This window comes from Granulicella sp. WH15 (assembly GCF_009914315.1).
Taxonomy (GTDB): Bacteria; Acidobacteriota; Terriglobia; order Terriglobales; family Acidobacteriaceae; genus Edaphobacter.
On sequence record NZ_CP042596.1, the window covers coordinates 3,869,458 to 3,885,483 of the forward strand.

At 56.9% G+C, this 16,026-nt stretch carries 16 protein-coding genes and 1 pseudogene; 11 read left to right on the top strand and 6 right to left on the bottom strand.

The window, feature by feature from the left end:
- Positions 1-49 precede the first annotated feature (49 nt).
- Positions 50-385: a hypothetical protein gene (locus FTO74_RS16025; protein WP_162539044.1), complete on the bottom strand. Its 336-nt coding sequence runs from the start codon at positions 383-385 to the stop codon at positions 50-52.
- 72 nt (positions 386-457) lie between these two features.
- Positions 458-2,386, bottom strand: coding sequence for an EAL domain-containing protein (locus FTO74_RS16030; RefSeq protein ID WP_220399037.1), 1,929 nt, complete (start codon positions 2,384-2,386; stop codon positions 458-460).
- Positions 2,387-2,596: 210 nt separating this feature from the next.
- On the opposite strand from FTO74_RS16030, the gene FTO74_RS16035 reads away from it, so the two are divergent.
- From FTO74_RS16035 to FTO74_RS16055, 5 genes are all read left to right on the top strand, one after another.
- Positions 2,597-3,013, top strand: a complete 417-nt coding sequence (locus FTO74_RS16035; protein ID WP_345934275.1) for a hypothetical protein — start codon at positions 2,597-2,599, stop codon at positions 3,011-3,013.
- A gap of 149 nt (positions 3,014-3,162) precedes the next feature.
- Positions 3,163-4,116, top strand: coding sequence for a ring-cleaving dioxygenase (locus tag FTO74_RS16040; RefSeq protein ID WP_162539046.1), 954 nt, complete (start codon positions 3,163-3,165; stop codon positions 4,114-4,116).
- Positions 4,116-4,766: a dienelactone hydrolase family protein gene (locus FTO74_RS16045; protein ID WP_162539047.1), complete on the top strand. Its 651-nt coding sequence runs from the start codon at positions 4,116-4,118 to the stop codon at positions 4,764-4,766. The genes FTO74_RS16040 and FTO74_RS16045 overlap by 1 nt, the downstream gene beginning before the upstream one ends.
- 788 nt (positions 4,767-5,554) lie before the next feature.
- Positions 5,555-6,193: a DUF6088 family protein gene (locus FTO74_RS19400; protein WP_255462329.1), complete on the top strand. Its 639-nt coding sequence runs from the start codon at positions 5,555-5,557 to the stop codon at positions 6,191-6,193.
- Entirely contained in the window at positions 6,186-7,208 is a 1,023-nt protein-coding gene (locus FTO74_RS16055) for a nucleotidyl transferase AbiEii/AbiGii toxin family protein (RefSeq protein WP_162539048.1), read from the top strand. Before FTO74_RS19400 ends, FTO74_RS16055 begins: the two co-directional genes overlap by 8 nt.
- A gap of 274 nt (positions 7,209-7,482) precedes the next feature.
- Here the strand turns inward: FTO74_RS16055 and FTO74_RS16060 are convergent, their stop codons facing one another.
- Positions 7,483-7,704 carry a helix-turn-helix transcriptional regulator gene (locus FTO74_RS16060; protein WP_162539049.1) on the bottom strand — a complete coding sequence of 74 codons (222 nt, stop codon included), beginning with the start codon at positions 7,702-7,704 and terminating at the stop codon, positions 7,483-7,485.
- Between the two features lie 538 nt (positions 7,705-8,242).
- Between FTO74_RS16060 and FTO74_RS19840 the strand changes: the two are divergent.
- Positions 8,243-8,443: pseudogene (locus FTO74_RS19840) on the top strand (hypothetical protein); the annotation flags it as partial.
- A gap of 132 nt (positions 8,444-8,575) precedes the next feature.
- Positions 8,576-8,905 carry an ATP-binding domain-containing protein gene (locus tag FTO74_RS19845; protein ID WP_255462644.1) on the top strand — a complete coding sequence of 110 codons (330 nt, stop codon included), beginning with the start codon at positions 8,576-8,578 and terminating at the stop codon, positions 8,903-8,905.
- 4 nt (positions 8,906-8,909) lie between these two features.
- Here FTO74_RS19845 and arsB read toward each other — a convergent pair whose 3' ends face one another.
- On the bottom strand, positions 8,910-10,028 hold the full coding sequence (gene arsB, locus FTO74_RS16070) for an ACR3 family arsenite efflux transporter (protein WP_162539050.1): 1,119 nt from the start codon (positions 10,026-10,028) through the stop codon (positions 8,910-8,912).
- A 2-nt stretch (positions 10,029-10,030) separates the two neighbouring features.
- Positions 10,031-10,447, bottom strand: coding sequence for a metalloregulator ArsR/SmtB family transcription factor (locus FTO74_RS16075; RefSeq protein ID WP_162539051.1), 417 nt, complete (start codon positions 10,445-10,447; stop codon positions 10,031-10,033).
- A gap of 77 nt (positions 10,448-10,524) precedes the next feature.
- On the opposite strand from FTO74_RS16075, the gene arsM reads away from it, so the two are divergent.
- Genes arsM through FTO74_RS16095 form a run of 4 tightly spaced genes read left to right on the top strand, consistent with a single transcriptional unit; the run spans position 10,525 to position 13,695 of the window.
- A complete protein-coding gene (gene arsM / locus FTO74_RS16080) occupies positions 10,525-11,424 on the top strand; it encodes an arsenite methyltransferase (RefSeq protein WP_162539052.1) in 900 nt (299 codons plus the stop codon).
- Between the two features lie 27 nt (positions 11,425-11,451).
- The gene (locus FTO74_RS16085; protein ID WP_162539053.1) at positions 11,452-11,940 is read left to right on the top strand and encodes an arsenate reductase ArsC; all 489 of its coding nucleotides are present in this window, start codon (positions 11,452-11,454) and stop codon (positions 11,938-11,940) included.
- Positions 11,941-11,945: 5 nt separating this feature from the next.
- Positions 11,946-13,310, top strand: coding sequence for an FAD-dependent oxidoreductase (locus FTO74_RS16090; RefSeq protein ID WP_162539054.1), 1,365 nt, complete (start codon positions 11,946-11,948; stop codon positions 13,308-13,310).
- Positions 13,303-13,695 carry an arsenate reductase ArsC gene (locus FTO74_RS16095; RefSeq protein WP_162539055.1) on the top strand — a complete coding sequence of 131 codons (393 nt, stop codon included), beginning with the start codon at positions 13,303-13,305 and terminating at the stop codon, positions 13,693-13,695. Before FTO74_RS16090 ends, FTO74_RS16095 begins: the two co-directional genes overlap by 8 nt.
- A 2-nt stretch (positions 13,696-13,697) precedes the next feature.
- On the opposite strand, the gene FTO74_RS16100 is transcribed toward FTO74_RS16095, so the two are convergent.
- A complete protein-coding gene (locus FTO74_RS16100) occupies positions 13,698-15,950 on the bottom strand; it encodes an AAA family ATPase (RefSeq protein WP_162539056.1) in 2,253 nt (750 codons plus the stop codon).
- Positions 15,951-16,026 lie beyond the last annotated feature (76 nt).

Genomic DNA, 16,026 nt, shown 5'->3' on the forward strand with positions numbered 1-16,026 from the left:
GAACGTTCATTCTAGCAGGCGTTCCCACGGGCTCTTTTTACAACGTGCGTTAGACCTTGGCGAACGAAATGACGATGCCGCCCGCGACGATCAGCAGGCCACCAGCGAGGACCAACGCCGAAGGAGGCTGCTTGAAGAACACCCACGAGATCAGTTGCGCAATGACGAAGAAGAAGACAACGTACAGGCCCAGCAGCTTTCCGAAGTCCCACGGCGGTGCGTTCACCGTCCATCCGTAGGCGAACAGAACGATTGCGGCCGCGGCAAAGAGGAGATAGCGATGCCAGGCCACGCCAGCATGGAGGCCCGTGCGGATCATCGCATCGCCGACAGCTTCGAGCGTTGCGGCCAGCAGCAGAATCAGAATGGCTGAGCATCGAGTCATGGCGTGCTCCTAACTTAGAAGACGGAGCATCAGGAAGGTGTAAGTGGTCCCGCGAATCGGCAAGAGCTGCGATCAGGTAATCGGCATTTCGAGATAAGTCATAATCTCCATCTCAGCCATCGGCGGCGAGTAGTAGAAGCCCTGAATCATGATGCAACCCAGGTTGCGCAGAGCGGCCATCTCCTCCTTAGTCTCCACGCCTTCGATGACGCAATCGAGACCCATATCTCGGCTGAGCGCGAGCAGCGATTTGACGATCTTGTAGCTGGCCGGTCTGTGGTGCAGGTTGGTGACAAAGCTGCGATCGACTTTGATCTTGGTCAGCGGCAGACCATGCAGATGCGAGAGCGAAGAGTAGCCCGTCCCGAAGTCATCGAGCGAGATGCCGCAGCCCAGCACCCGCAGCATCTCGGTCGCTCTCTGGATCTGCCCGAAGTCGTGCGTGATCGCGGTCTCCGTAATCTCCAGATCGAGCCGCTTGGCATCGAAGCCGCTGCGCTCGATGATGGTAGCCATCGCCAGCGCGCTCTCGGACGAGGTGAGGTTTTGCGGCGAGAGGTTAAAGGCCAGGCGAATCTCCTCCGGCCACAGGCTTGCCGCTGCAAGAGCCTTCTGCAGCAATGGCCGCGTAACACAGCCGATGATGCCGTTCCGCTCGGCAACAGGAATGAACAGGTCGGGCGATACCCTTCCCAGGGTCGGGCTCGTCCATCGCGCCAGCGCCTCGAAGCCTATCGTCTTATGCTGGCGTATATCGACGATGGGTTGGAAGACGACGTCCAACTCGGCGTTGAGGTCCGCCATCTGCAAGGCCTGCTCGATGCGGGCGTCGCGGCGTATCTCCGCATCGTGGTCCGCGGAGAACAGGATGGCGCTGCCGCGATTGGTGCGCTTGCCGTGGTAGAGCGCATAGTCGGCGCGCTCGAAGAGCTGCTCCGGTGTGGCCGCCATCTCGGGATAGACCGCAAAGCCGACTGAAGCCGCGATCTGCACCGTAGCCTCCGCAAACGCGATGGGCACGCGCAGCGTCTGGCACAGCATGTCGCCGTGCTCCAGCAGGGTGCAGTCGTCCTCCGCCTCCGAGATAATCAGCGCGAACTCATCGCCACCGAGCCGTGACAGGTGCATCTTCTCCGGGCACAGGATAGAGAGCCGATGGCCGACCTCGATCAACAACTTGTCGCCGACGGCGTGGCCATAGAGATCGTTAATCGGCTTGAAGCTATCGAGGTCGATGATGCCCACAGCGAGCCTCGTCCGTTGCTGAGCGGCTCGCTTCAGATCCTCATCCAGACGCGTGAAGAAAGCTCTCCGGTTCGGCAGACTGGTCAGGCTATCGAGATTGGCCAAACGGAAGTTTTCGTTGCTCAGGGCTTCGGTGCGTACCTGCGCATCGACCATGCGCGTGAAGTCCCGGTAGTTGATCGTCAGCATAATCAACATGGCGACCGAAACCAGAGCGATGGTGACGGCAGAGGCAATCAACGTGGGCTGTCCCGTCGATGCGAAGAAGGCGATGAAGCCGCTGTTGACGATCACCGCCACGCTGATCGCAGCCGAGCGCAGATGCGTGAGGCAGAAGAAGCAACCGATGATCGTGATGGCCAGGAAAAAAGCCAGATGCGCCCTGTCGTAGTCGTTTCCGTAGGGGAACATCATCATGGTCCAGACCACGAAGACGACCGACAGGATGGGGGCTACGAGATTGGTGCGCTGCAGCGACTGGCGAGCACTCTCCGGCGTCAGCTCTCGCTGCCTGGTCCTCCACCAGTCGATCATGCGAAGCCCGCAGGCCACCGTCATAAGAATCGGAATACCGATCGCAATCGAGACAGGCGTATACGCAAAGTGCGTGATGGCCACGGCCCATGTGCTTGTCAGCAGCGTGGCATACATCATCGGAACCTGTTGAGAGAATGCGCGTGACTGCGCCTTGAGCAGCTCTGGACTATCGGACGGCACCGACATCAGCCGCACGATCCACGCAAACAGGCTTTTCAAAAGCAAACCACAACGATGCAACAGCGTAAAAGGGCCCGGGTCCTCGGCCTTCGCTACTCTCATGCTTGCACCTACAGACAACTCTGTTTGGAATGAGTATGCGACCGTCGTACACGCAATTGTAAATAGATTATGCGGAATGACTTAGAGTTTCCGTACCCATGACGGAGCTGCGACGCATAGTGGTGACGAAAACGGCGCAACGAGTGGCTGGCCTTTGCCCTTATGCTGAAGACGCTGCTACTCATTCTGTCGGCGGCGTCCACCTCGCTGACGCAGACCAGCATCGGCAGCAACCTCGCGCTCATGCTGGTGATCGTGCTGACCGGCGTGGCCATGGGCATACGCAACGGCACCGTCAGGCGGCTTGCGATTCTGGATCATACAACGAATGTATTAACCTCGACCATCTCCGGCTGGCCCTGGAGTCGCGCCCTGCGGGCGGCAACGATGCACGCTGGACACGCCGGGCCGGTTCGATTGCCTGCATGTTTCTGGGCGCGGCCAGCGGCGCTGTGCTGCTGCGTCACTCGCTGTGCCCGGTGCTGGCAGCCGCAGCCACACTCAGCGGAGCCTGTACCGCAGTGCAACTGCTACGCAGCGAGACTGAGCACGAAGCCAAGATAGGAACCAGGAAATTTAATCGAGACGACACGTTACCCCCTTCCGGGTGGCGCAAAAATCATGCCCAGCAGGAATATTCGGAAGAAGCTCACAGCCCCTCCAGATGTTGCGCTTTAATAGGAATGTTTCGAAGAAAGGCCATGGAGCTTAATATGCCAAACGCTATCGAGGGTCTGCACCACGTCACCGCCATCGCCTCCGACCCGCAGCGCAATCTCGATTTCTATACCGAGGTTCTGGGCCTGCGCTTTGTAAAGAGGACGATCAACTTCGACGATCCGGGCACGTACCATTTCTACTTTGGAGACGATGCCGGTTCGCCGGGGACGATCCTCACCTTCTTCCCCTGGCCCCATGCCACGCGGGGAAGCGCGGGCGTAGGCGAGACCTCGGCCACAGCGTTTAGCGTTCCGGCCACCTCGCTGGAGTTCTGGGAGCGCCGCCTGCTCGACGCCGGTATTCCGGTCGAACAGGGCGACGCGCGCTTCGGCGATGCGGTACTGCTCTTCGCCGATCCGGATGGCATGAGGCTCGAGCTGATCGGCCATCAGAGCGCCCCCGCACTGCACGCTCCGCGCACGGCCAACGTGCCCGCCGAGCACAGCATCCGCGGCTTCTTCGGCGTCACGCTCTGCGAGGCGGGCTATGAAAAAAGCGCGGCGGTGCTCGAGAAGATGGGCTACGTCAAGACGGCCGAGGCGGGCAATCGCTATCGCTTCTCCGCACCGGGCAATGCGCTGGGCACGCACATCGACATCCTTATCCAGACACAGTTGATGTACGGCCGCATGGGCGCAGGCAGCGTGCACCACATCGCATTCCGCGCCACCGACGATGCGGCGCAGTTGGTATGGCGCGAGGAGATGAAGGCGATGTCGCTCGACGTCACCCCCGTGCTCGACCGCACCTACTTCCACTCCATCTACTTCCGCGAGCCGGGCGGCGTGCTCTTCGAGATCGCCACCGACCCGCCGGGCTTCACCTTCGACGAGTCCATCGAATCGCTGGGCGAGGCCCTGAAGCTGCCGCCCTGGCTGGAGCCGAAGCGGAGCGTAATCGAGAAGATCCTGCCCGAGATCACGCTGCATTATCAGAGGGGCAGGTAATGGCAGCGCTGGCAAGCTCACCGCATGCGGGAGCCGCTGTGATCCAGCGCGGGACTCCCCTCGCGTCATCACGCGGAGCCCTGATCCTGCTCCACGGCCGTGGAGCGTCTGCGGAAGATATCCTCGGTCTCGGCAACGAGCTGCGCCTTCCGGATGTCACTCTGCTGGCCCCACAGGCTATGGGCCACACATGGTATCCCAACTCGTTTCTCGCGCCGATTGAGAACAACGAGCCATGGCTTACCTCCGCGCTGGCGCTCATCCAGAGCATCGTACAGGGCTGCGTCGACGCGGGCGTTTCCACTGAACGCATCGCTATCTCCGGCTTCTCGCAGGGAGCCTGTCTCTCCTCCGAGTTCGTCGCGCGGCACCCGCAACGTTACGCGGCGCTGATCGCCTTTACCGGCGGCCTTGTCGGCCCCCTCGGCAGCGATCTGCATCACCCCGGCTCGCTGGCTGGAACCCCGGTGCTGCTCAGCTCCGGCGATCCCGACCCGCATGTGCCGTGGTCGCGAGTTCTGGAGACGGCCGAGACTCTTGCAGGGATGGGAGCCGTCGTCGAAACCAAGCGATACGCAGGCAGGCCGCATACCGTGCTGCATGACGAGGTCCGCATGGCGCAGTATCTTCTCGCCCCTATCTTCACGTAACCCTAAGGCCAAAGCCCAGGGTGCCACCGTTCTCGTCGAGCCGTACACCTCCGGCCTCAGAACCTCGGCGATCGTAAAGTTTCCCGGCGGCTACATCGCGGAGATCCACTCGACCGCGCCCGCCGGCAAATAGCCACACGCTCCCCGGATACGAGACCCTCGCGGCTGTCTTTTTTGGCGAAGCACCGCGAGGGCCTTGAGATCGACGACCCGAAGGCTGACGATTACTTGTCACTATAGCCGAAAGCTCAGCCCCAGGAATCTCCCGCCAAACAACAGAAAGGGCGCCGGAGACTCCCGACACCCTTCTGCGCCCTCACAGGGCCCTATACCCAAGCTTGTTGTCACAATGCCATAAACCGAAGATACCTTTGGGTTTATGGCGGGGACGACGGGGCTCGAACCCGCGACCTCTGCCGTGACAGTTACGCTAACTGGTTGCATCTAAATGATTTCATGGGCGTTGATGGCTAACGACAGCACCCTTGAGCATTCAAAAACATTGGGAAAAACGCGAACTCCGAATTTCAGCACCCTCGCCAGCACCCTCGCGAAATTAAGCGTTCTGAGAGTTGACCTCTGCCGTGCATAGGCAGAAAGGTCTATCAGGGCAGAGGTCTGACTGATTTCCTGTTTGTTCAAATTTTGAGGGTGCGGAAGGGTGCTCAAGCACCCTCGTGCCGTAGCAAGCTATTCCATTTCAGTAGTTTAAGGAGTTGATTGTTTACGCCCCATTTCTAACTTGGTTTGTGAGGCTTGTCATTGCAAGAAAATAGTAGTATTTTTTCTTGCAGGATGAGCAAATCGATATGAGACAAACCTTTGAAGATAAAGTACTCTATCGAATTCGCGGGACAGGGGGAGGTTGGGCATTTTCGCCCATAGACTTTCTCGACCTTGGAGGTCGCCCCACTGTCGATTCAGGACTTCACCGCCTGGAGAAGCGCGGAGAGATTCGGCGCGTCATTCGTGGCATCTATGACTATCCCCGTTTTAGCAAGCTCCTCGATCAGCAACTCAGCCCCGACATCGACCAGGTTGCCAGGGCTCTGGCGCGGAAGTTCCGCTGGCGTATCCAGCCCAGCGGGTCCACTGCATTGAACTTCCTCGGACTTTCCACTCAGGTGCCTGCCCGTGCCGTCTATCTCTCGGATGGCCCCGATCGGGCCTATCAGATCGGGAATACAGCGCTGTCCTTCGAGCACACCGCCTTGAAAGAATCCGGGATCAAACTCAAGGAAAGTGGTCTGCTCGTTCAAGCGCTCAAGTCTCTTGGACAGGAGCAGATTACGCCGGACATCATCTCGAAAATGCGCGAGTGGCTCCCCGAGTCGCTGCGCGCCAAAGTTTTAGCTGATACCAAAACTGCTACCGGTTGGGTCTACAGCGCCATCCAGCAGATAGCGCGGGAGGACGTTCATGGATAAGATCGCTGCCGGACCAGCCTCCGACAGGCGGGATCTATTCCGAGAGTCGGCGAGCCGGCTTGGCATGAATCCCGCTATCGTGGAGAAAGACTTCTGGGTGTGCTGGATTCTCCGGCTCCTCTTTGCAGAACCCAGCCTGAAAAACCAGATGGTGTTCAAAGGTGGCACCAGCCTTTCAAAGGTCTTTGGGTTAATCGACCGCTTCTCGGAAGACATTGACCTGGTACTTGACTGGCGACTTCTTGGCTACGATCAAGAAGGTGCAAATGATCCTTACCAAACCACATCATCGAAGACTCAGCAAAGTCGCTACAACCAGGAGATGAACGCAAAGGCAGTTACATACATTCGGGACACGCTGCTTTCTCAACTAAACGATCTCTTCGCGCCAATCTCTGGCGTGATCGCTCGAATTGACGAAGACGATCCTCATACAGTCAACGTGTTCTATCCTGCGGCATTTGCGGCTGAATATATCCGGCCTGCAGTCCGATTGGAGATTGGTCCACTCGCGTCCTGGGTTCCGTCGAGTTCGCACAGCATCGAGACCTACGCTGCTCAAGTCTTTCCCGACGCCTTTTCCAATCCTGATTTTGAAGTCATCGCGATTGATGCTGAGCGGACGTTCTGGGAAAAGGCAACGATCCTTCATCAGGAAGCCCATCGTCCCGGTGCGATGCCTTCACGATATTCGCGGCATTACTACGACCTCTACAAGCTAAGCGAAAGTCCGATTAGAAAGACTGCGCTTGCCAACCTCAACCTGCTGACATCCGTTGTCGAATTCAAAGAGCGATTCTATTACTCTTCATGGGCCCGTTACGACCTCGCCACTCCTGGCTCCTTCCGGTTGAGTCCTCCATCCAGTCAGCTCTCCGCCCTCGAAAGAGACTACCGCGCGATGCGCGATATGTTCTTCCGAGACCCGCCGGACTTTGCAGTGATCCTGGCTGGACTGATGGCATTAGAACAGGAGATTAATGGCGAAGCCCCCGTGTCTTTTGTTTCTGTTTAAGAAACTTGGGAATTGAGCTAGATGTTCGGTTTGCTTTCCTGAGACGAGTTTCCGCCAGCGCTGTGTGCCTCAAAAGGAGAAGGGCCATCGCTGGCCCCTTCTCCTCTTTGCCCTGGAAATGTGCCTTGCGGCAGGGATGCTCCCAGAAGCCTCAAATCAATATTAGACGATCTCCATCTTGACCGGATCGTTTATGCACCAGAGAAGAGCATCACTAAAACAGCGTCTGAGTGCTGCGATTGAATCTCCCCTGCCCTCCAAGGCTGGTATGGGGTTATGAAAAGTCGATAAAGAGGTCTTTGGGACCTACCGCAAGTGCCTTCGCCAGCTTTACGATGTTCTCTAAAGCCACATTCCGTTCGCCTCGCTCTACGCTGCCAACATAGTTACGGTGCAGTCCAGCACGTTCAGCGAGTTCTTCTTGGGAATAGCCTCGTTCCTCGCGCAGTCTGCGTAATGAGGTACCAAAGCGAGACCTGACGGAACGAGTAGTCACACTTCCATACTTGGATCGTGACCACTATGAGTCTACACACTATGAGTGTGATAATGGACTTGGCATGAAGCTTTAGCGAGGTCTGAGGACATGAACGAAGATTACGTGGAATGTTCCGAACTATCTGGAAAGACCATTCGCACGCTCCGCGTCTACAAAGATGGACACGACGGAACCGAGATTCAGATCGATCTGACGGACGGGACATCATTCTCCTGCTGCGTGTCACACCCTCCCGTAGTGACCGCCTCTCTGTATCAAGGTGGCGTTGGCACGCCCAAAGTCCTCCGCGACTACGAGCTGTAGGATTTTGGGCCTGAAATATCGCACCATTATTCCCAAATGGAATAACGCTCTCCCTAAAAGTCATTGGACGCCGTTCGAGTCGAGCACTTAGCTTTGCGCCATGCTGACGCAGTGAAGTCAGCGGAGGTGCAAAGTGAATCGATTCCGCCGTCTCCCCCGATTGGATAAGACTCCCATTCGGTTGCCTGTTCGGCCTGCCAATCGGCGGGCGGAACGCTCCCTCAAACAAACCCTGTTCCATGCCATCCGCGCAATGGCACCCACCCTTCTTGCCCTTTCATTCGCAGGCGTCGCCCACGCACAGGGGACGATGGACTTCTCCGGGGCACAAACGCTGATGACAACCTTCAAAACTTTTGCGATTTATGCGGGGGCTGTCATCTGTTTCGGCGGCCTCATTTTTGCGGGAATCCGCATGATGAGTGGGAGATTTCATTTCACAGCCCCGTCCAAAGAGTTAGGCATTGCCAACCGCGACCTTGGCACGGTGCAGCGCATCGACAAAGACGGCCAGCTCTCCGTAAAGATGGACAACGGTAAAGCGGTTAGCTTCGATGCCAACCAGATGCGGCACTTCGACCACGGCTACGCCGTCACCAGCCACAGTTCCCAGGGACTCACGGCAGAGCGTGTCATGGTCAACATGGACACCGACGTTCATCCCGAACTCATCGACCGCCGCTTTGCCTATGTGTCCGTCTCGCGGGCCTCGCACGACGCGCAGATTTACACCAATAACGCGGCATCGCTTGCCGAAAGACTCAGCCATGATGTGACAAAATCTTCCGCGATTGACTTGGGGAAAGGGCAAACGCCGATTGCAAGCGTGGGGCTGGAGCAGGTCGCTCCGTTGAACAAGACACACCCGGTTACGGACCTTGGCTTGGCCCTTTGAGCTTTCACAGTGCATCCTCGACGGGACGTACCTCGAAGTCCTGTTTGTCCGAACCGAAGTAGCGCCGCCGCATCCAGAACGCGACGTTCACCAAGCCGATGAGCGCCGGAACTTCAATGAGCGGGCCGACGACACCGACGAACGCCTCGCCAGAGTTCAATCCGAAGACTGCAACGGCGACCGCAATCGCCAGCTCGAAGTTGTTCCCGGCGGCGGTGAAAGAAAGCGTGGCTGATTGTGCATAATCCGCGCCGAGCCGCTTGCCCATCCAAAAGCTGACCAGGAACATGACTAGGAAGTAGATGACTAGCGGGACGGCGATCTTCACCACGTCCAGCGGTAGCCTCACGATGAGGTCGCCCTTGAGCGAAAACATCACCAGAATCGTGAACAGCAGCGCAACCAGCGTGAGTGGACTTATCCGAGGAATGAGGCGTGTCCGATACCATTCCTCTCCTTTGAGCCGAATCAGGACGAAGCGTGTCAGGAATCCCGCGACGAATGGAACCCCGAGGTAGAGTCCGACGCTCTTTGCAATCTGGCCGATCCCGATTTCGACAACGCTGCCCTCAAGGCCAAACCACTTCGGAAATACCGTGAGAAAGGCCCAGGCATAGAGGCTGTAGAAGAGCACCTGAAAGACGCTGTTAATAGCGACCAGCCCCGCGACGTAATCCGTATCACCTTCCGCAAGCTCATTCCAGACAAGCACCATCGCAATGCAACGTGCAATGCCGATTAGGATAAGGCCGCGCATGTATGCCGGTTCGCTGCGGAGAAATACAACCGCAAGAACAAACATAAGCGCCGGGCCGATGAGCCAGTTCTGCACCAGCGACAGACCGAGCACGCGCTTATTGCGGAAGACCTCGCCCAGCTTCTCGTATCGCACCTTCGCCAGCGGCGGGAACATCATGATGATGAGTCCGATGGCGATGGGGATGTTCGTTGTGCCCGTCTGAAAGCGATTGACGAAGGCCGCCGAGCTGGGAACAAAGTGGCCGATGCCCACGCCAACAGCCATTGCGAGAAATATCCAGAGCGTCAGGAAGCGATCCAGAAAGGACAACTTCTTTCGTTGCGTAGGAGCGCATACGCGGCCTTGCGTCACAGAGGGAACCATATCTAGCAAGCCTCGCAGCATTGTTCATTGACAGTCGTGGGCAACGGAGCGCCTTCCAGCGCGGGGTACTTCGACGGAGAGCAGCAAACCTTTGTGAGACGCCCTCTGTCTGCCTGCATCGCCTTATCTTCTTTCAGCCAATCGAGGGTCTGCCGGAGAATCTGTGTCGCTCCGATGTGCGGCGGCATGACGATGCGGTAGTGCATCCACTTGCCCTCACGTCGCGCTGAGACGATACCAGCGTTCCGCAGGTATGCCAAATGCCGGGAGACCTTGGGCTGAGGACCGCCGAGGATTTCTACGAAGTAGCAGACACAAACCTCCTGGTCTCCCATGAGGTTGAGTAGCCGGAGGCGAGTGTTATCCCCCAGAGCTTGAAAGAACTGCTGCATATCGAACTGTTGTGCGCGTCTTGCCATAAAGAATGTATACGCCTTGACGAATACGAATGCAAGGGATACATTCACCCTAACGAATATGTTTTGGAGGTGGGAGCATGGCAGAAGAGATTCTTGAGTCCGTCCGGTCGAAATACGGCGCAGTCGCGCAGAGCACGCTATCGAGTAACGATGACGGCGTAAAGGCCGTTGCGGAAGCCTTTGGCTATTCGGCGGAAGAACTGACCTCGATTCCAGCCGAGGCCAACATGGGCCTGTCTTGCGGCAATCCCACGGCGACCGCCCACATTCGGCCTGGTGAGGTAGTTGTAGACCTCGGCTCTGGTGGTGGCTTGGATGTCTTTCTGGCGTCGAAGATGGTGGGGCCAGAGGGTCGAGCTATCGGCATTGACATGACTCCGGCCATGATTGAGCGGGCCAGAGCTAACGCAACGGCGGGCGGCTATACCAACGTGGAGTTTTATCAGTCCACTATCGACCGTATTCCGCTTCCTGACGCTTCGGCTGATTGCGTCATCTCGAACTGCGTCCTTAATCTCGCACCCGATAAGCCCGCCGTCTTCCGCGAGATCGCCCGCGTACTTAAGCCCGGTGGCCGCGTAGCCGTCAGTGACATTGCCTTGAAGGGTGAGCTGCCGGAGGCCGTGGCTCGTAGCATGGCTGCCTACGTGGGTTGCATCGCTGGTGCAATCAGGATCGAAGACTACCGCGCCGGTCTTCTCGCTGCCGGATTCGAGCACGTTGAGATCGTGGACAGTGGAGCCGACCTAAACGCTTACACGAAGGTTGAAAATCAGTCAGGTTGCTGCTCTCCGGCAATGGATGGAGAGTCTTGCTGTACTCCCACATCCGATACGGCAGCGTCACTCCACACAGAACTGACCGACCTGCTAACGCAGCATGATCTCAACTCGGCGGCCGCAAGCGTGAAAGTCTATGCCGTCAAGCCGAGAGCTACCGACACTCGCTCCTGCTGTGGCCCAACGTGCTGCTCGTAACCTCGCTTGTTCGCAAAGGACGCTCCCATGCCGCACTACAACATCTTGTTTCTTTGCACCGGCAACTCCAGCCGGTCGATCATGGCAGAGGCAATCATGAACTGCAAAGGCGCACCCAACTTCACCGCTTACAGCGCGGGCAGCCATCCTACGGGAACGGTGCGGCCCAAAGCCCTGCGGCAGATCGAGGCCGCCGGACTGAGCGCGGAAGGCTTTCGGAGTAAATCGTGGGAGGAGTTTACGAAACCGGACTCCCCTCATCTAAGCTTCGTTTTCACCGTCTGCGACAATGCCGCCAAAGAGGTGTGCCCTGTATGGCCGGGGCAACCAATGACCGCTCATTGGGGCATTCCCGATCCCGCCGCCGTCGAGGGAACCCCCGAGGAAATTGAGCGTGCGTACAAGCAAGCGTTCGCCATGCTGACGACTCGCATCTCCCTGATGCTTGCTCTGCCGTTGGCAACGATGGAATCCTTAGCCATCAAAAAAGAAATCGACAGCATAGGAAAGAGATAAGCACGATGCGATTCCTCATCATTGGTGGCAGCGACGCCGGTATCAGTGCGGCTCTGCGAGCGCACGAAGTCAACCCCCAGGCGGAGGTTACGGTGCTGCTTGAGGACGATTTTCCCAACTACAGCATCTGCGGTTTGCCCTTCTATCTCAGTGGCGAAACGCCGGACTGGAAGAGTCTTGCCCATCGCACAGAGTTCGACGGCATTGCTATACGCCGTGGATACCGCGCAACCCGCATCGACATCGCTGCGAAGACGGTGGAGGTCTCTACAGCGGAGTCCGGCCAGATCAGCTTTCCTTATGACAAGCTGTTGATCGGAACGGGTGCAGGTCCGATACAGCCACAGATTGACGGCTGGCGGCTTCCCGGCGTCTTTCTGTTACACACGATGAAAGACAGCTTCGCCGTCCATCAATACTTGGAAGATGCGAAACCGCGCCGTGCAGTGATTATCGGAGCGGGATATATCGGCCTTGAGATGGCCGATGCACTCACGCATCGCGGTATTGAAGTGATCGTGGCAAGCCGCACCTCTTCCGTGCTCGCCACGGTCGATCCTGAGTTCGGCGACTCCGTTGGAAAAGAACTGGAGCGGCACGGCGTTACCGTTTGCACGAACGTAGACGCGAGTAAAATCTCGCAGGTTGGTAACCAGCTTCATATTTCAGGAAGTCATGGCTTCGAGCAGGATTGCGAAATGGTCCTCATCGCCGTGGGCGTGAAGCCCAATGCAACGCTTGGTGTGGAAGCTGGTTTAGGAGTCGGGCAGAAAGGTGCTCTCCTCACAAATCGAAGGATGGAGAGTGGAGTGCCGGATATATATGTTGCCGGAGACTGTGGAGAGACTTGGCACAAGCTTCTCAGCCGTTACGTTTATCTCCCGCTTGGCACCACCGCTCACAAGCAAGGTCGCATCGCGGGAGAGAATGCGATGGGTGGCCAGCGTGAGTTTACCGGATCGCTTGGGACACAGGTCGTCAAGATATTCGACCTAGTGATTGCACGTACCGGCCTTCGACAAGACGAAGCAGACCACTACGGCTTTCAGCCTTTCACGGTGGAGAGCACGATGAACGACCACAAAGCCTACTGTCCCGGTGCCACGCCTCTCCGAGTACGCGTAACAGGCGACCTTGCGACGGGACGCCTGTTGGGAGCGCAGCTCATGGGTAAGTGGGGGGCCGAGGTGTCCAAGCGAATCGACGTGTTCGCTACCGCGCTCTTTCATGCGATGAGAGTCGATGACATCTCCGATCTCGACCTTAGCTATACCCCGCCACTCAGCAGTCCGTGGGACCCGGTACAGATGGCTTGCCAATCTTGGAACACGACAGTCAACACCATCCGAGGAGAAAGACAGCATGTATAAGGTAATCTTCGCTTGCGTTCACAACGCAGGCCGCTCTCAGATGGCGGCGGCATTCTTCAATCACCTTGCAGATCCGCAAAAAGCCGTAGCTATTTCAGCGGGGACGGAGCCGGGTGTGCGCGTCCATCCCGAAGTCCAGGCAGTTATGCAAGAGATTGGGATTGACCTGAGCCATGCGAAGCCGCAAAAACTGACTGAGGAGCTGGCGAAGGATGCACAGCTCCTCATCACAATGGGATGCGGGGATAAATGCCCCTATGTGCCCGGATTGCGTCGAGATGACTGGCCGCTACAGGACCCCAAAGGACTGCCCATTCAAGAGGTGCGCGCTATACGAGACGAAATTCGTCAGAGAGTCAAATTGCTGATCGCTGCGAACGCTTGACCCTACGCTATGGCGGTTGGCTCAACCGATGCAGCGATGGATTCGATGACATACGGCTCGCCCATCATCATGTTGTAGTGATTGATGTGCTTCGTCTTGACGAAAATACTCTTGAAGACCACCCGCTGTTTCTGGACAGCCCCATCGTCAAACGTCATGAATACATCATCCGGGATGGAATGCGACCCGTCGTTCACCCAGCTAAAGAGGGCCTTGCAGATCAGCTTTTCCTCACCGTCGAACAAATCAACGATTTCGTCATACCCGATTCCACCGAGGATGCGGAAGTAGTGTTCCAAAATGCGCCGCATTGCATTCTGGACGCCCGGTGCTTGCGGTCTGCTGTCACGGACTTCCGCCCACAGCAGGTCATACGACGTTTTGATGGGGTTGATGGTGTACTTCTGGACCTTCGACTTCCCATCGACCTTCCGTATGATCCAGAACGTCTCTTCTGTGAATGCTTGCCCCGCAGAGCGGTCTTTATGGAAGGTGATTTCTTTGTGAAAGTAGACGTTGTGCGTAAGCACGAATACCTGCTTGATGTGACTGCGCTTGGCACGTACATCTTCGAGGGTCTGACGAATCAGACTTCCAACGATAAAAAGAACATCGCTATCCAAGCTCGATACCGGATCATCGAAGACGATCACGCGATCCGTGGTGACGCCGGATGCTGATTCGCTCCCCTTCAACAAGTGATAGAAGTACAAAAACGTGATGAAGCTGCGTTCTCCTTCACTCAGCGTCTCTTTAGCGTCGCTTCCGTCCGATCTGCGTAGCCGGTAAAGATTGGTGCTTGTCGCTTCCAGCGAAAAACTCGCAAAGCCGAAGGCATTCAGGAGTTTGTTAATTTCATCTACGGTCGGACGAACGCTGGTGGTTTGCTTCTCCAGGCCGCGCAACTCGGCATCTTTCGTTTTCCGTTCGGAGGTCGCTGCCGCTATCTGCTGCTCAAGAGAGCTGATGGCAGCGTCCACGCTTTTCTTGTCGCGCTGGTATTTAACAAACTCGGCTGTGGTCTCGCTATGAGCGAAAAAGGCCCATACGTCCGCGATGAGCTGCGTTTGAGCGGATGCCAGATTTGCCACCATCGTATTGTGTTCACGGATCGAGCCATTCGCCTTCTCAATCAGGTCTTTCATCTTCTGGAGAATGTCTTTGAGCGGTTCCAGCGCGATGGATTGGCTCGGCTCCTTGGCCTTCTGTTCCAGTCGTTGCCGATTCGTTTGGAATCGGGCATCGAAGACCTGCTTTTCTGTTTTCAGCATGGCGGTATCGAGAAAGCGGGAAGCTGTAGCCACCACCGTATCGACTGTCTGGCTGATGCGTTCTCCTGCCAGCAAGTACCCGTCTTTCAGGGCAGCGATGGCAGAAGCGTCCTGGGTAAAGGTTTCGTCGAAGTATTCCTCCAGGCTTGCGGCGAGGCTTTGAGGCGCTTTCTGCTGGCAGAAGGGGCAATCTCCGTCGTTCACGTCGTAGTAGGCGATGCCTTGCTTGACCCAATCGCTGTTGCCCAGCCGCAGGATCATGGCCGCAATGTCTACATCGGACTTTCCGATGACTCGCTTGGCGAGAATGGGATCGGCCTCCCACGCGAGAAATTGGGTGTCGTTAATCGTGCTCAATAGCGATTCGGTGGTCGGCGTTGTTCCGAACAGGGAGGCCGCACGCGCCTCAAGGTCAGATTGGATAGGCAAAGGCGCGGGTGCTTTCTTTTGGCATTCCGTAACAAGCCGATTCTTAAACTTCAGCTTGTCTCCACGGTAGCCCGTTAGCGCCCCCTGTAGCTTTGCATCGTGCCGTTTCTTGGCCTCCCAGCCCGCATCCCGAAAATTATCTTCAAGTCGTGCGAGTTCTCCTCGCTTGCCGCCTGTGCCATCGTCACCCTGTAATGTGTGAGTGAGATTTTCGATCTTCCGGGTGAGGTCTGCCGAGTCAAGTTTTGCTTGCGCGATCTTATTTTGGGTTTCTACGTCTTTCTGACCCAGGGTAAAAATGCCTTTTAGGTCTCCCGGCTGGTTGAAGTTCTTAGCTACAAAATCGCGGTTGTAGACAAATGTTTCCAGCTTCGTCCCGCGTTGCCAATGAACAGCACATTTGGAATATGGGCTGCTATCAGCGATCAGACGCGATACAGTAGTTTTCCCAGCTCCGTTGGGGCCATACACAAAGTTGATCTCACGCAGTCCGTCCATCAACTCGACGGCATCTCCGTAACTGGCGCATCCTGAAATCTCAAGTCGGTCAATCATGCGTTCATCGGCGCAGACGCACTTAGGCATCCTCTGCTAACCGTCCTCTAGTATGTGCAACCGAGAATACTCTCTT

Excerpts from the sequence above, each read along its gene's own strand:
- FTO74_RS16025 (WP_162539044.1), bottom strand. The coding sequence starts at position 385 with ATGACTCGATGCTCAGCCATTCTGATTCTGCTGCTGGCCGCAACGCTC.
- FTO74_RS16040 (WP_162539046.1), top strand. The coding sequence starts at position 3,163 with ATGCCAAACGCTATCGAGGGTCTGCACCACGTCACCGCCATCGCCTCC.
- FTO74_RS16045 (WP_162539047.1), top strand. The coding sequence starts at position 4,116 with ATGGCAGCGCTGGCAAGCTCACCGCATGCGGGAGCCGCTGTGATCCAG.
- FTO74_RS16055 (WP_162539048.1), top strand. The coding sequence starts at position 6,186 with ATGGATAAGATCGCTGCCGGACCAGCCTCCGACAGGCGGGATCTATTC.
- FTO74_RS19845 (WP_255462644.1), top strand. The coding sequence starts at position 8,576 with ATGCGGCACTTCGACCACGGCTACGCCGTCACCAGCCACAGTTCCCAG.
- arsB (WP_162539050.1), bottom strand. The coding sequence starts at position 10,028 with ATGGTTCCCTCTGTGACGCAAGGCCGCGTATGCGCTCCTACGCAACGA.
- FTO74_RS16075 (WP_162539051.1), bottom strand. The coding sequence starts at position 10,447 with ATGGCAAGACGCGCACAACAGTTCGATATGCAGCAGTTCTTTCAAGCT.
- arsM (WP_162539052.1), top strand. The coding sequence starts at position 10,525 with ATGGCAGAAGAGATTCTTGAGTCCGTCCGGTCGAAATACGGCGCAGTC.
- FTO74_RS16085 (WP_162539053.1), top strand. The coding sequence starts at position 11,452 with ATGCCGCACTACAACATCTTGTTTCTTTGCACCGGCAACTCCAGCCGG.
- FTO74_RS16090 (WP_162539054.1), top strand. The coding sequence starts at position 11,946 with ATGCGATTCCTCATCATTGGTGGCAGCGACGCCGGTATCAGTGCGGCT.
- FTO74_RS16095 (WP_162539055.1), top strand. The coding sequence starts at position 13,303 with ATGTATAAGGTAATCTTCGCTTGCGTTCACAACGCAGGCCGCTCTCAG.
- FTO74_RS16100 (WP_162539056.1), bottom strand. The coding sequence starts at position 15,950 with ATGATTGACCGACTTGAGATTTCAGGATGCGCCAGTTACGGAGATGCC.